The 13,602-nt window shown below is 64.4% G+C and carries 17 protein-coding genes; 9 read left to right on the top strand and 8 right to left on the bottom strand.

Features of this window, described 5'->3' with window-relative positions:
- Positions 1-48: 48 nt before the first annotated feature.
- Both L288_RS31615 and L288_RS0121565 read right to left on the bottom strand, forming a co-directional pair.
- Positions 49-528 (bottom strand): DUF1465 family protein, encoded by a 480-nt coding sequence (locus L288_RS31615; protein ID WP_021238221.1) that lies wholly within the window; start codon positions 526-528, stop codon positions 49-51.
- A gap of 120 nt (positions 529-648) precedes the next feature.
- Positions 649-828 carry a YdcH family protein gene (locus L288_RS0121565; protein ID WP_030541475.1) on the bottom strand — a complete coding sequence of 60 codons (180 nt, stop codon included), beginning with the start codon at positions 826-828 and terminating at the stop codon, positions 649-651.
- Positions 829-1,015: 187 nt separating this feature from the next.
- Between L288_RS0121565 and L288_RS42350 the strand changes: the two genes are divergently transcribed.
- The gene (locus L288_RS42350) at positions 1,016-1,174 is read left to right on the top strand and encodes a YdcH family protein (RefSeq protein ID WP_021238219.1); all 159 of its coding nucleotides are present in this window, start codon (positions 1,016-1,018) and stop codon (positions 1,172-1,174) included.
- Between the two features lie 126 nt (positions 1,175-1,300).
- Here L288_RS42350 and L288_RS31610 read toward each other — a convergent pair whose 3' ends face one another.
- The 4 genes from L288_RS31610 to L288_RS31595 all read right to left on the bottom strand — a co-directional run bounded on the left by L288_RS31610 (position 1,301) and on the right by L288_RS31595 (position 3,973).
- Positions 1,301-1,663 carry a PilZ domain-containing protein gene (locus L288_RS31610; protein ID WP_031304355.1) on the bottom strand — a complete coding sequence of 121 codons (363 nt, stop codon included), beginning with the start codon at positions 1,661-1,663 and terminating at the stop codon, positions 1,301-1,303.
- A 61-nt stretch (positions 1,664-1,724) separates the two neighbouring features.
- Positions 1,725-2,189, bottom strand: coding sequence for an RNA polymerase-binding protein DksA (gene dksA, locus L288_RS31605; RefSeq protein WP_021238217.1), 465 nt, complete (start codon positions 2,187-2,189; stop codon positions 1,725-1,727).
- Positions 2,190-2,678: 489 nt separating this feature from the next.
- Positions 2,679-3,518, bottom strand: coding sequence for a hypothetical protein (locus L288_RS31600; RefSeq protein WP_236613019.1), 840 nt, complete (start codon positions 3,516-3,518; stop codon positions 2,679-2,681).
- A gap of 17 nt (positions 3,519-3,535) precedes the next feature.
- Complete coding sequence (locus L288_RS31595; RefSeq protein ID WP_021238216.1) at positions 3,536-3,973, bottom strand: host attachment family protein; 438 nt, start codon at positions 3,971-3,973, stop codon at positions 3,536-3,538.
- Between the two features lie 90 nt (positions 3,974-4,063).
- On the opposite strand from L288_RS31595, the gene serS reads away from it, so the two are divergent.
- The 4 genes from serS (at position 4,064) to rimO (ending at position 8,720) form a co-directional block, all read left to right on the top strand.
- Positions 4,064-5,347, top strand: a complete 1,284-nt coding sequence (gene serS, locus L288_RS31590; protein WP_021238215.1) for a serine--tRNA ligase — start codon at positions 4,064-4,066, stop codon at positions 5,345-5,347.
- A 7-nt stretch (positions 5,348-5,354) separates the two neighbouring features.
- Positions 5,355-6,119 (top strand): 5'/3'-nucleotidase SurE, encoded by a 765-nt coding sequence (gene surE, locus L288_RS31585; protein ID WP_021238214.1) that lies wholly within the window; start codon positions 5,355-5,357, stop codon positions 6,117-6,119.
- 124 nt (positions 6,120-6,243) lie between these two features.
- A complete protein-coding gene (locus L288_RS31580; protein WP_021238213.1) occupies positions 6,244-7,287 on the top strand; it encodes a potassium channel family protein in 1,044 nt (347 codons plus the stop codon).
- Positions 7,288-7,334: 47 nt separating this feature from the next.
- Positions 7,335-8,720 carry a 30S ribosomal protein S12 methylthiotransferase RimO gene (rimO, locus tag L288_RS31575; RefSeq protein WP_021238212.1) on the top strand — a complete coding sequence of 462 codons (1,386 nt, stop codon included), beginning with the start codon at positions 7,335-7,337 and terminating at the stop codon, positions 8,718-8,720.
- A 6-nt stretch (positions 8,721-8,726) separates the two neighbouring features.
- Here the strand turns inward: rimO and L288_RS31570 are convergent, their stop codons facing one another.
- Together L288_RS31570 and L288_RS31565 are read right to left on the bottom strand one after the other, a co-directional pair.
- Positions 8,727-9,560, bottom strand: a complete 834-nt coding sequence (locus L288_RS31570; protein ID WP_021238211.1) for a DUF4163 domain-containing protein — start codon at positions 9,558-9,560, stop codon at positions 8,727-8,729.
- Positions 9,561-9,571: 11 nt separating this feature from the next.
- On the bottom strand, positions 9,572-9,775 hold the full coding sequence (locus L288_RS31565; protein WP_021238210.1) for a hypothetical protein: 204 nt from the start codon (positions 9,773-9,775) through the stop codon (positions 9,572-9,574).
- A gap of 139 nt (positions 9,776-9,914) precedes the next feature.
- On the opposite strand from L288_RS31565, the gene L288_RS31560 reads away from it, so the two are divergent.
- Genes L288_RS31560 through argC form a run of 4 tightly spaced genes read left to right on the top strand, consistent with a single transcriptional unit; the run spans position 9,915 to position 13,590 of the window.
- The gene (locus L288_RS31560; RefSeq protein WP_021238209.1) at positions 9,915-11,318 is read left to right on the top strand and encodes a leucyl aminopeptidase family protein; all 1,404 of its coding nucleotides are present in this window, start codon (positions 9,915-9,917) and stop codon (positions 11,316-11,318) included.
- 55 nt (positions 11,319-11,373) lie between these two features.
- Positions 11,374-11,769, top strand: coding sequence for a MarR family winged helix-turn-helix transcriptional regulator (locus tag L288_RS31555; RefSeq protein WP_030541482.1), 396 nt, complete (start codon positions 11,374-11,376; stop codon positions 11,767-11,769).
- Positions 11,741-12,649, top strand: a complete 909-nt coding sequence (locus L288_RS31550; protein ID WP_021238207.1) for a C40 family peptidase — start codon at positions 11,741-11,743, stop codon at positions 12,647-12,649. Before L288_RS31555 ends, L288_RS31550 begins: the two co-directional genes overlap by 29 nt.
- Positions 12,646-13,590: an N-acetyl-gamma-glutamyl-phosphate reductase gene (argC, locus tag L288_RS31545; RefSeq protein WP_021238206.1), complete on the top strand. Its 945-nt coding sequence runs from the start codon at positions 12,646-12,648 to the stop codon at positions 13,588-13,590. The genes L288_RS31550 and argC overlap by 4 nt, the downstream gene beginning before the upstream one ends.
- The last annotated feature ends 12 nt before the right edge of the window (positions 13,591-13,602 follow it).

Raw genomic sequence — 13,602 nt, 5'->3', positions numbered from 1 at the left:
GGGCAAGCGCCAGAGCGTATCGGCACATGGATGGTCAACCGGCCGGGTTCAAAAAGCCGTGTTCAGCCGGTCCATCAATGCGCGGGCGGGACTGGTCAGTTGCTGCGGCCGGGGGCGCGCCATCTTGTCCATGCTGTCCTGCAATCTGGAGACGCGCTCATATAGTTCCTGGCTCGCCTCGATCAGCGCCCTTGCCGCGAAGGGGAAGGCCGCCGCCACCTCCGGGTCGGTGCCGGTGGCGCGGCCCAGGCGGTATTTTTCGTCGGTCAGATCCGCATCCCCAATCTCCCCCCGCTGCCAGGCCCGCTGGCTGAGAAGCCAGGCGATGATGTGCATCAGCCGGGTAGTCACCTTGAGCGATTCGCAGGCGAAAGATACACGGCGCAGTGGATCGTCGATCCCCTCCTCTTCCGCTTCGCGCATATCGAAATAGGACCGCGCCTCATCCGCCATGACCATGGCTTCCAGATACAGGCCGTCGACAAGACGCCGGTGCAGACCGCGATCAAGGAACGGAGTGGGAGACATGCTGCATTCCTGACATAAAAGATATGGCTTGTCAGGCCCAGGCGCACCCTGTTGCGCGGCCTGTCCCATTCGGGGCCGTTCTGGCGCGGAATTAACCACGATCTCCCGGCAACCGAGCCGTCAGGCGATGATGTCGGGGATTAGCGAGTCTTCCAGCAGCGCGATTTCGTCGCGCAGCCGCAGCTTGCGCTTCTTGAGTCGCGCGACCTGCATCTGGTCGCCCGCTCCGCTGCCCACCAGCGCGCCAATCGCGCCATCGAGATCCCTGTGCTCGACCCGCAGCAGTTCCAGCCGACGCATGATGTCTTCCCGGCTCAACCCGCCCTCGCTTTCCACGCCCTTTTCCGGCTGTCCCTGATAGCTTGGCTCCGCCCATCGAACCATCGCAAAATTTGGGGCGGCCCGCCGCAAAGCACAGTTCGCATGGGGACAAAGCCGAAGATTCATGATTTACTCATCCATCCATCACCCTCGCAAGGAGAATGTCATGGAAAATAGCCACATTTCAGCTCTTTCGGCCAAGCATGCAGGGCTTGAGGCACGCATCAAGGCGGAGACGAGTCGGCCCATGCCTGACGCGATCCTGGTAGCCTCGCTCAAAAAGCAGAAGCTGCGGCTGAAGGAGGAAATGTCGGCGCGAAATTGAGCCCGGCATAGGCGAAGGGACTGGGCGGCATCATCGCCGGTCAGTCCTCCGCCGCCCGCCCATTGCATTCCTTCGACAGGCGCTGTTCCACTGCTCATGTGTAGAGGCGGCCGCAGGCGGCGATTGCTAACGACTGGTCCTCGATGGGCGGAAATGGATGGGCGCTTGGCGCTGCGTATCGCGGGACACAGGCTTGCGCGCCATGTGCGGGTCGATCTCATGGGCGAACTCAACGCCTATTTTGTCGTCGCGTGACCAGACGACCTTGCCGCGAATCCAGCCGATGCCGCGCAATTCCATCAGCAGGTCGATGCCCGCAGGCACCGGCCGTTCGCAATCGGCCATCATGCCCGTGGCGGACAGGTTGCGCACCCGCGCGCGTCCAAGGGGAGCGCCTTCGGTGGACTCCAGGCTGGTGAGCAGGAACAGGCTGTCCCTGGGACCGGTCCGCGCCGGACCCCGCTCACCCAAATCTTGTTCGCTGTCCATCATCAACCCTTGGGATGCCCGCTGTTTCTAACGGACTTGCCATGAGCCGGTGGACAAAGGGTTAATCGTCGCGGGAAACCTTTTCCTGCCGCTCGTGCCGTTCCTGGGCCTCAACGGTCATGGTCGCGATCGGACGGGCTTCCAGACGGCCCAGCGAAATGGGTTCGCCGGTCACTTCGCAATAGCCATATTCGCCCTCGTCAATGCGGCGGAGCGCGGCGTCGATCTTGGAAATGAGCTTGCGCTGGCGATCGCGGGTGCGCAGTTCGATCGACCAGTCGGTCTCGCTCGACGCGCGGTCGTTGAGGTCAGGCTCCCGCAGCGGCTCGTTCTGGAGAACCGCCAGCGTGCCTTCCGCCTCCGTCAATATCTGCTTTTTCCAGTCCAGCAGCCGCTGGCGGAAATATTCGAGTTGCAGGGGGTTCATGAACTCTTCGTCAGGCGACGGACGATAGTCGGCGGGAAGTAGTACAGCCGATTTTGGCGGATTTTGGCCGTCATTATCGGAATTCAGGACCGATGCCATCTGGCTCTCCGACTCGATAGGCCCCCTCATGTTTGATTTGCGGAGCCGTGACTTATGGTTGAGCGCGCCTAATAGCCAGCAGCGCCGGGCGACACAAGCGCCCATTCCGAAAGCGACTCAGCCGCCGCACACGCCAGTGAGAGACCGGTGGCGGCCCGGCACCTTCACGACATGGAGGCGCCATGACCCCGTTAAGAGACGATTGTTCGCCCAAAGCCGTTCCACAATGGGACGTTAACCATCTTGATTGAACGCCATTAAGAATTTCTCTCGACTTAACCCCGGCATTCAGAGTTAACGCCATTGAAGTTAATGCGCTCTTTTGCATTTTTGCATGAAGGGGATTGTTCTACGGCCATTACCGGCATGCGGTGACTGGACGGAAGAACAAGAAGACAAAGAAGAGTGGATCACTATGTCGGTACGGATGGCATTGGCTAAATTATGCGCATGCACCTGCGGCGGAGCCTTGATCGGCGGCGGTGCGGTTCATGTCGCGGAAAGCGCTCGTCCCGCGGGGGTCCACAGCAACAAGAGCGCGAAGGCCGCTCCGCGGCGCCATGTCACCCGGCCAGTGAAGCGCAAGGTGGTGAAGACCGTCACCTCCTGCGCCCCGCAGACCATCACCGTAACGACCCAGGCCCCGCCGGTGCCGCTGCCTCCCCCCATGGTGGCAAGCGAGATGCCGGTGATGTCGGGGGGCGGCGGCGGCGCTCCGGTGGTGATGGCGGGAGGACCTGCCTTCGGCGGCGGCGGCTTCATCGGCGGCTTCTTCGGGGGTAGCGGCGGCGGAGGCGGCGGATCGATCGTGATCTCCTCTACCAGCAGTTCGACCGGCGGCATCAGCAGTTCCACAAGCTCGACCACGGGGGGCGTTTCCACCTCGACGGGCGGCGTGTCCACGTCCACCGGCGGCGTTTCGACATCGACCGGCGGCGTGTCCACCTCCAGCGGAAATGTCTCTACGTCCAGCGGCAATGTCTCTACGTCGAGTGGTAACGTTTCCACGTCCAGCGGTAATGTGTCGACGTCGAGCGGCAATGTGACGAGCAGTTCTTCCTCGTCCACTTCCAGCTCGACCTCTTCGTCCACCTCGTCCAGCTCCTCCACCAGCAGCTCGACGTCCAGTTCATCGAGCACCTCAGGCGGTACATCGACCAGCACGGGCGGGACGGATGTTCCCGCGCCGCCGATGGTTCTGCTGTTCGGCGCGGCGGCCGTGGCATTGGTGGCCCGGCGGCGCTTTGCCGAGCGGAAGGCGCAAGCCGCCTGACACGGCGAGACGCATGAACAAAAGGGGCGGCCCCAGCGGAGCCGCCCCTTTGTCATTTTCGACCCGCGCCGGTTCAGCTTTGGGCGATGATCCGTTCAATCTCCGGCACGGGATGGTTGGCAAGGTCCTTGGCGATCTCTCCCACCAGACGGCTTTGCACTTCCTTGTGATAATGTTTGCGCATCTCGCCAAGCGCTGCTGGCGGAGCCACCACGATCAGCTTTTCAAACTCGTTCGCCAGAGCGCGTTGCTTCAACAGGTCGGTCGCTTCGGCGGCGAAGCGCGCTTCTTCCTGGGCATGATAGTCGGTCTTGCCCATCGTCGCCTGCCCCCCGATGGTCGAGGGCGCCTGGCCCGACAGGTCTGATGACTGGTCCCGGTCGGCGGGATTATCCTGCAACTTGACGGTCTCCGCTTCGAGATTGGGAGCAAAGCGGTCGCCCTTGTTCCGAAAGAACAGCATCTTGCGTCCGTCCGCAACCAGTACCATCGCATCATGATCGATCCACATCGAAGGCTCCTTTCTCTGTCTGCCGCCCTGTCAACGGACATCGGCGCGCAGGGTTGCGCGGTTCAACGCGGAACGGCATAGGGCTGACCCATGCACGACATCCGCTTCATCCGTGAAAATCCCGCTGCTTTCGACGCTGGCCTCGCCCGGCGCGGCATGGCTCCGCAGAGCGCGGAAATCCTGCCGCTCGACGAACGCAGCCGCGCGATCAAGACGGAGTTGCAGCAGGGCCAGGCGCGCCGCAACGAATTGAGCAAGGCGATCGGTCAGGCGATGGCGGCCAAGGATGTTGCCAAGGCAGAGGCGCTGAAGGCGGAAGTCGCGTCGCTCAAGGAGCGCATGCCCGCGCTGGAAAATGAAGACCGCGCGCTGGACGATCAGTTGCAAGCGCTTCTGGCCGCCCTGCCCAACATCCCGGCCGCCGATGTGCCCGGCGGCCAGGACGAGGCGGATAATGTCGAGATCGCCCGCTGGGGCACGCCACGCGATTTCGGTTTCGCGCCGCAGGACCATGCGGATTTCGGCCCGGCGTTAGGACTGGACTTTGAAGGCGCGGCCGCTTTGTCGGGTGCGCGTTTCGCCGCATTGCGCGGACCGATGGCGCGGCTGCATCGCGCGCTCGCCCAATATATGCTGGACCGGCAAACGGGCGAAAATGGCTATGAGGAAGTCAATCCGCCCTTGCTGGTGCGCGACGAAGCACTGTTCGGCACCGGGCAGTTGCCGAAATTCGCCGAGGATCTTTTCCGCACGACCGATGGCCGCTGGCTGATCCCGACGGCGGAGGTCAGCCTGACCAACCTTGTCCGAGAGCAGATCGTCCCGGTGGACCATCTGCCGCTGCGGCTGACGGCGCTGACCCCCTGTTTCCGGTCGGAAGCGGGGTCGGCGGGGCGCGACACGCGCGGCTTCATCCGCCAGCATCAGTTCGAGAAGGTGGAACTGGTCGCCATCTGCGCGCCCGATGAATCGGCGGCGGAGCATGAGCGGATGTGCGCGGCGGCCGAAGGCATATTGCAGGCGCTGGAACTGCCCTATCGCAAGATGCTGCTGTGCACCGGCGACATGGGCTTTTCCGCCGCCAAAACCTATGATCTGGAGGTCTGGCTGCCGAGCCAGCAGACCTACCGCGAAATCAGCTCCGTCTCGAACTGCGGCGATTTCCAGGCCCGGCGCATGAATGCGCGCTACCGGCCGGAGGGTGAGAAGCAGACGCGTTTCCTGCACACGCTGAACGGATCGGGACTGGCGGTCGGGCGGACGCTGGTCGCGGTGCTGGAAAATTACCAGCAGGAGGATGGCAGCGTCATCGTGCCCGCCGTGCTGGCGCCGTATATGGGCGGGATCACGAAGCTCAACCCCAACGGAGGTTAGGTTATCCATGCGCATCCTGCTCACCAATGATGATGGCGTGCATGCGCCTGGCCTCAAGGTGCTGGAGGATATTGCGCGCACCCTGTCGGACGATATCTGGATCGTCGCGCCGAGCGAGGAGCAATCAGGCGCCGGGCACAGCCTGACGCTGACCCGCCCCCTGCGCATTCGCAAGCATGGCGACAAGCATTATAGCGTCACCGGCACGCCGACCGATGCGGTGATGATGGCAGTCGGTCACCTGATGAAGGATTGCCGCCCCGACCTGATCCTGTCCGGCGTCAACCGGGGCGCCAACCTGGCGGAGGACGTAACCTATTCGGGCACCGTGTCGGCTGCGATGGAAGGCGCGATCTCCGGCATGAAGTCCATCGCGCTCAGCCAGGTTTATGCGCGGGAAGGCATGGCGGACAGCGTGCCTTTCGCCGCCGCCAGCGCCTGGGGCGAAAAGGTGCTGCGCCCGCTGATCGCGATGCCCGCCAGTCCGCGCATGCTGTTCAACGTCAACTTCCCCGCGATCGACCCGGATGAGGTCAAGGGCATCCGCGTCGCCCGGCAGGGCTTCCATGATGTGGGCCGCACGCACATTGTGGAGGGAACGGACCCGCGCGGCTACCGCTATTACTGGTTCGGCCTTGGCAGCAGCGCCGCCGTGCCCGAAGGCAGCGACCTTGCCGCCATCGCCGATGGATATGTGACGGTGACCCCGCTGCATTACGACCTGACGCAGGACAGCGCGCTGGCCGCGACGGCGCAGGCCTTCGGCCTCTGACCCGCTGGCGGGGATGGAAAGCGTGGCCGGGCTGCATTAGGGTGGCGCGAATGCCCCGCCCCTTCCTTTCCGGCCTGCACATGGACGCGGCATCGGCGCGTTGCCGCCCATGAGGATCACGCCGATGCGCCCGCCGCTGGCCATGACCGGCTTCCTCAGGCGCAGGTCATCCATGCCGGTCTGGGCGGACCTTGCCTGGCGCGTGGCGCTGGTGTTCGGCCTGGTGGCGGTGGTGCTGGCGATCCACTGGGTGGGTCGCGACGGCCTCAAGGACAATCTGGACGGCCGGATCAGCTTCATCGACGTGCTCTACTTCACCACCGTGACGGTGACGACCGTGGGCTATGGCGACATCGTGCCGGTCAGCCCGGAAGCCCGGCTGTTCGAAGCATTGCTGGTCACGCCGATCCGGCTGTTCGTATGGCTGATATTCCTTGGCACGGCCTATAATCTGTTTTTCCGCAACATCCTCTACAGGTGGCGCATGGCTCGCATTCAGGCCGATCTGCACAATCACATCATCGTGACCGGCTTTGGCACCAGCGGCAGCGAAGCGGTGCATGAGCTGCTGGCGCGGGGCGTCGATCCGCGCGAGATCGTCGTCGTGGACCCGGATGAAAAGGCCCTGATCCAGGCGGAAGATCTGGGCTGTAACGTCATGTGCGGCGATTCCACGCGCGACCGGACGTTGAAGGACGTGGCGGTCCATCGCGCGCGGACGCTGATCGTTTCGGCGGGACGGGACGACACGTCGATCCTGATCACGCTGACCGCCCGCCATCTCGCGCCGCGCCTGCCGATCAGCATCGTGGTGCGCAACGAGGATAATGAACTGCCCGCGCGCCAGGCGGGGGCGACGACCGTGATCAATCCGGTCAGCTTTGCCGGGCTGCTGCTGGCGGGCAGCACCAGCGGGCCGCACATCGCCGACTATATGGCCGACCTTGCCGCTACGGGAGGACAGGTGCGTCTGCACGAGCGATGCGTCATGCCCGAAGAGGTCGGCGGGCCGCTGTCGGCGATACGAACGGGGCTGGGCGTGCGCATCTATCGCGGAACGCAGGTCATCGGCTTTTGGGAACCCGGTGCCGCGCAGTTGCAGAGCGGCGACATGATCATCGAGATCGTGGCGGGCGTGGAGCATGACGGACCGCACAATCCCGCCTGACTCCGCCGCAACAAAGGCTATTGGTGACATGGCCCCCGAAAATCACTATGTGCGCGCCGATCATGGCAACCAAAATTCCCGAAGCGCCGAAGGTCGGCATGGTGTCGCTGGGCTGTCCCAAGGCACTGGTCGACAGCGAGCGCATCCTGACCAAGCTGCGGTCCGACGGCTATCAGATGTCGGCCGACTATGCGGGCGCGGACGTCGTGCTCGTGAACACCTGCGGCTTCCTTGATTCGGCCAAGGAAGAATCGCTGGAGGCGATCGGGGAAGCCATCGCCGAAAATGGCCGCGTAATCGTCACGGGCTGCATGGGCAATGAGGCGGAACTGATCCGCCAGAAATTCCCACAGGTGCTGGCCGTGACCGGCGCGCATCAATATGAGGCGGTGGTGAATGCGGTGCATGAAGCATCGCCGCCGGTGCCCAACGCCTTTGTCGACCTGGTGCCCGAAGGCGGGCTGAAACTGACGCCGCGCCATTACAGCTATCTCAAGATTTCCGAGGGCTGCAACCACCGCTGCTCCTTCTGCATCATCCCGTCGATCCGGGGCGACCTCGTGTCGCGGCGCGTGGACGCGGTGCTGCGCGAGGCGGAAAAGCTGGTGCAGGCGGGGACGAAGGAACTGCTGGTCATCAGCCAGGACACCTCGGCCTATGGAGTCGATACACGGCATGAGAGCCGGTCGTGGAAGGGGCGTGATGTCCGCGCCCACATGACCGATCTGGCGCGGGAGCTTGGCCAGCTGCGCACCGCCGATGGCACGCCGCCATGGGTGCGGCTGCATTATGTCTATCCCTATCCGCATGTGGATCAGGTCATCCCGCTGATGGCGGAGGGGCTGCTGACGCCCTATCTGGACATACCGTTCCAGCACGCCTCGCCCAATGTGCTCAAGGCGATGAAGCGCCCGGCCAATGAAGCCAAGGTGCTGGACCGCATCCGCAACTGGCGGTCGATCTGCCCGGATATCGCCATCCGGTCGTCCTTCGTCGTCGGCTTCCCCGGCGAGACGGAGCAGGATTTCCAATATCTGCTCGAATGGCTGGACGAAGCGCAGCTTGACCGGGTCGGCGCTTTCCGGTTCGAGCCGGTCGAAGGCGCGGCCGCGAACGGCCTGCCCGGCGCGGTGCCCGAAGAGGTGAAGGAGGAACGCTACCAGCGGATCATGGAACGGACCGCCGCGATCAGCGCCGCGAAGCTCAGCGCAAAGGTTGGCTGCGTGATCCCCGTCATCCTGGATGAGGTCGGGGAAGCGGACGAGGATGGCGCGATCGGCGCGACGGGCCGCAGCCAGGCGGATGCGCCGGAGATCGACGGCAATGTCTTCCTGCGCGATGCCGGGGAAGGACGAAAGGCCGGGGACATTTTCGACGTCCTGATCGAAGATGCCGACGAGCACGACCTTTACGGCGTGCCCGCCACCCGTTGAGGCAGCTTACCCCGGCGCGGCGAAAGCGTCCTGATATTCCGTCTTGATCGCCTTGCGCATCGCGGCGTCCACCGGCAGGAACACTTCATAGCTTCCTTCCGCATAAGGACCGGCGCTGTAGGGGCTGATCATCACGGTGACCCCTTCGATCAGCTTGCCGCCCTTCGACGCGGGCGTCAGCACTTCCTTCATCGGATCGATGCAGTCGGAGAAGGGATCGTCCCCGCCTCGCGTGACAGGTTCGCCACGCTTCTCCGCCCGTGCCTTGTCCAATTCGTCACAAAAGCGGTCGCGAATCGCAGCGGCGAATGCGGCCTCTGATGTCATCAGCGCCGGAAAGCTGGTTTCCCGGCGGCGCGCCTTGTCCCATAACAGGGCCTTGTAAGCCGTCATCCCATGTGCGCCGCCCGTATAGCTATAGTTGGTCGATTGCAGCGCCAGAAAGCGCGGCGTGTCCGCCGTCACCGTCCAGCGGGTTTCCAGGCTATGCGCGTGAAAAGGAAAGCCCGACTGACGCGCCCCCTTCCGGTCCTGCTCCGCCATCTTCAATGCGTCGGCCTTCCCCTCCGTCATGTCCTTGCGCAGCTTGGCCGCAAGGTCAGGCACGGCAGACACCTGAGCGGGCCAGGCATAGAGGAATTCCAGCAATTCGGTCTTTTCCGACTGCTCGAACGGCTTGGCCGGTGCAGGGCGCGGCGCTTCCGCTCCCGCCATGCGGTTGAGGAAATTGGTGGTGGCGACATCCGCGGCACCATCCTGACCCTTGGCTTCATTCTGGCTGGAGGGAGAACAGGCGCACAGCAGCAGGGCCGCTCCAGCGAGCGGCCCCGTCAGCAACATCGATGCGGTGCTCAATGCGCTTTGGCCGCCGCCAGACAGCGCTCGCTGATCGCCTTGCGCGTATAGCTGCTTTGCAGCGCGGCGGCGGCGTTGGGCCAGCCTTCCGCCACCAGCGCCTGCTCCACGGCATGGGCGCCATCGAAGCGCCCGCTTTCGGCCAAGGCGTAAGCGCGGGCGCGCAGCGCCTGTAAACGGCTGTCTTCGCTATGCATCATCGCTTTTCTCCTTTTTTACCCGTGGTTCCAATTTAGACCCGGCGAGCGCAGTTGGCAAAGGCCCAGCCGTCATGATGAGCCTTCCCAGCGACGAAAATTCCGCTTCCCAACCTTGCCGCCATTGTTCAGAGTTCATGGCATGACGCAGTTTTCCGACCTGATCAAAGCCGATAACAACCAGCCAGCCCATATGATCCAGATTGTGGATGCTGGAAGCTTCGAAACATGGCTGGCGGCGCAGCCCGATCGCGTCTGGGCCGTCATCGCGGCGCAGAAGTTCAGCGGAAAAGGCTATGAACATGCGATCGTACCGGGCGAAAGCGCCGGAGATTGGTCGGTCGTCGCGGGCGTGGCCAATCATGCGGAACTGGGCGCATGGTGCCTGGCCAAGCTGGCGGAGGTGCTGCCTGAGGGGCACTATCGCCTTGCGGATGCGCAGGCAGGCCCGGCGATGCTTGGCTGGCTGACCGCCCAATATCGCTTCGACCGCTACCGCAAGGATGACGCCGCATCCGGCCCGCGCATATTGCTGACGGGGGAAGTGGCGAAGATCGACGCCGCCGTAAGGCTTGCGCAAGCCGTTGCGCTTGTCCGCGATCTGGTGAACACACCTGCCGCCGACATGGGCCCTCCCCAGCTTGAAGAGGCCGCCCGCAAGGTCGCGGACGAGTTCGGCGCTACCCTGACCGTGACAAAAGGCGATGCGCTGGAACAGGGCTTCCCCATGATCCACGCGGTCGGCCGCGCTGCGGACAAAGCCTTCGCGCCGCGCCTGATCGAGCTTCGCTGGGGCGATCCGTCGCACCCGCGCCTTGCGATCGTTGGCAAGGGCATATGCTTCGACAGCGGCGGGCTGGACATCAAGCCGTCTTCGGCGATGCGCCTGATGAAGAAGGACATGGGGGGCGCTGCCCACGCGCTGGCCCTGGCGCGCCTGATCATGGGTTCAGGCCTGGCCGTCCGGCTGCACATGCTGATCCCCGCCGCTGAAAATGCCGTGGGGGGCAGCGCCTTCCGCCCCGGCGACATATTGCGCAGCCGCAAGGGGCTGACTGTGGAGATCGGCAATACCGACGCGGAAGGCCGCCTGGTGCTGGGCGACGCGCTGGCGCTGGCGGGAGAGGACGAGCCGGAGTTGATCATCGACTATGCGACCTTGACCGGCGCGGCGCGGGTCGCGGTCGGGCCGGATCTGCCCGCCCTCTTCACCAACGACGATGCGCTGGCGGCGGAGATGGAGGAAGCGGGCAAGGCGGCCGATGACCCCTGCTGGCGCTTGCCGCTGTGGGACGGCTATGCCGAAATGCTGAAATCGGACATTGCCGACATCAACAATGCCGGTGAAGGCGGATTCGCAGGCGCGATCACCGCCGCGCTGTTCCTCAAGCGTTTCGTGCCGGAGAACGCGAAATGGATGCATCTGGACACGTTCGCATGGCGTCCCTCGCCGCGTCCGGGACGGCCCAAGGGCGGCGAAGCGCTGGGCCTGCGTTCCGTCTTCCACCTGCTGCAAAGACGCTACGGCGGAGCTGCGCAGAAATGATCATTTGCCACAATGCCGTTACGCAACCGCATTAGACATTGTGCGTTAGGGGGGCATGGACGCCGCATCTTCCCCAGACATGGCCACTGAGCTGAACCGCCCCGGCCTGAAACAGCTTGGGCAATGGATGCGAACGCTGGTCGATTATGTCCGATCGGGCAAGCCCGACCTGACCAACCGTCAGATGGCGCTGATGATGACGGTTTATATCAGTGCCGGCCCGCACACCGTGCGCGGTTTGGCCGAGGCGCTGAACGTTTCCAAGCCGGTGATCACCCGCGCGCTCAACAAGCTGTCGGCGCTGGGTTACCTTCGCCGCGAGCGCGATGCGGCGGACCGGCGCAATATTTTCATCACCCGCACCCCGAAGGGGGCGGAATTTCTTGACGCCTTTCACCATTTCATCGCAGGAACCGGCCGCGATGAAAGCCACGATTTCTCCTCAGCGTAAGGCACCGCCTGAACGTACCCGTTTCAAACTGGATGGCCGCTCCGTCACCCTGGACAGCCGCATCCATGCCGCGCGCGGGGACCTTGCCGATGTGTCGCTGGCGGGGGTGCTGTTTTCCGCCCATTATGCGCGCGCGGTCGAGCTGACCTGCGTCGCGGCGGGCGCAGCGATCCTGTCGGCCCCTTCGGCGACGGCAACGGCGGTCAGCGAACTTCTGCGGGGCGAAAGCTTCCATGCGCTGGACGTGACGACCGATTGGACATGGGGCTTTTGCGGCCATGACGGCTATGTCGGCTATGTCCGCCGCGAGGCCCTGGACACGCACGAGGAAACGAACCACCGCATCTTCGCTGGCACCGCACCGCTGTTCAGCGCGCCCGACATAAAGGCGCCGATTGCCGACTATTGGCCCGGCGGCGCATTGTTCAAGGGAGAGGCGCAGGGCGATTTCCTGATGTGCAGCGACGGCTATATCCACCGCAGGCACGCCGTCGCCTCCGATGCGCTGGAAAGCGACTGGGTTGCGGTGGCGACGCGCTATCTGGGCCAGCCCTATGTCTGGGGCGGGCGCGGCCATCGCGGCGTGGACTGTTCGGGACTGGTGCAGGTCGCGCTGGGACAATGCGGCGTCAACGCACCGCGCGATACGGATTTGCAGCGGGAAGGGATCGGTTCGCCCCTCCCCGAAGATGCTCCGTCGCAGCGCGGCGACCTGGTCTTCTTCCCAGGCCATGTCGGCATCATGGCCGATGAGCAAAATCTGTTGCATGCCAACGCATATTGGATGGCGGTGGTGATCGAGCCGCTGGCCGATGTGGTGGCACGGCTGGCGGACGACCATGCGCACCCCATCATCGCGCGGCGGAGGATCAGCGCATGACTCACAAGATATTCATCGACGGCGGCGTCGGCACCACGGGGCTGGAAATCGTGGAGCGGCTGGCGGGCCGCCCCGAACTGTCCGTCGTCACGCTTGACAAGGACCGGCGCAAGGATGCGGATGCGCGCAGGGATGCGCTGAACGCCGCCGACATCGTGATCCTCTGCCTGCCGGACGATGCGGCGCGGGAAGCTGTCGCGCTGATCGGGAACGAGAGCACGCGGGTCATCGATGCGTCGACCGCCCATCGTGTCGCGGACGGCTGGACCTATGGCTTTCCCGAACTGGAGCCGGGCCATCGCCAGAAGCTGGCGCAGGCGCGGTTCGTCGCCAATCCCGGCTGCTGGCCGACCGGCTTTCTGGCGCTGGTGCGGCCGCTGGTGCTGGCGGGGCTGCTGCCTGTGGACTGGCCCGTCACGGTTTCGGGCGCGTCCGGCTACTCAGGCGGCGGCAAGTCGATGATCGCGGAGTTCGAAGGGCCGGATGGCGCACCCACCGCCTTCCGCCCCTATGGCCTCGGCCTGTCGCACAAGCATGGCCCAGAAATGCTGCGCTATTCGGGCCTCCAGCACCCGCCCCTGTTCGCGCCTGCGGTGGCGAACGCCTATCGCGGGATGATCGTGGAAGTGCCGCTGCAACTTTGCGCGATGCCGGGCGCACCCAGGATCGCGGATATTCATGCGGCGCTCGCTGATGCCTATGCGGGGTCGGCGATCGTTCAGGTCGCTCCGCTGGAGGAAAGCGGCGCGATGACCCAGTTGCGGCTGGAGCATGTCGGCGCGACCGACAGGCTGGCGCTGTTCGTCTTCGGCAATGAGGGAACAGGGCAGGCCCGGCTGGTCGCGGCGCTGGACAATCTGGGCAAGGGCGCGGCTGGCGCTGCTGTCCAGAATCTCAACATCCTGGCCGGGCTCCCGGAAACTGCGGGCCTGCGGCTCTAACGCCGCAGCCCG

The organism is Sphingobium quisquiliarum P25, assembly GCF_000445065.1.
GTDB lineage: Bacteria > Pseudomonadota > Alphaproteobacteria > Sphingomonadales > Sphingomonadaceae > Sphingobium > Sphingobium quisquiliarum.
The sequence above is the reverse complement of the archived record's forward strand: the minus strand, read 5'-3'. Positions and strand labels throughout refer to the sequence as shown.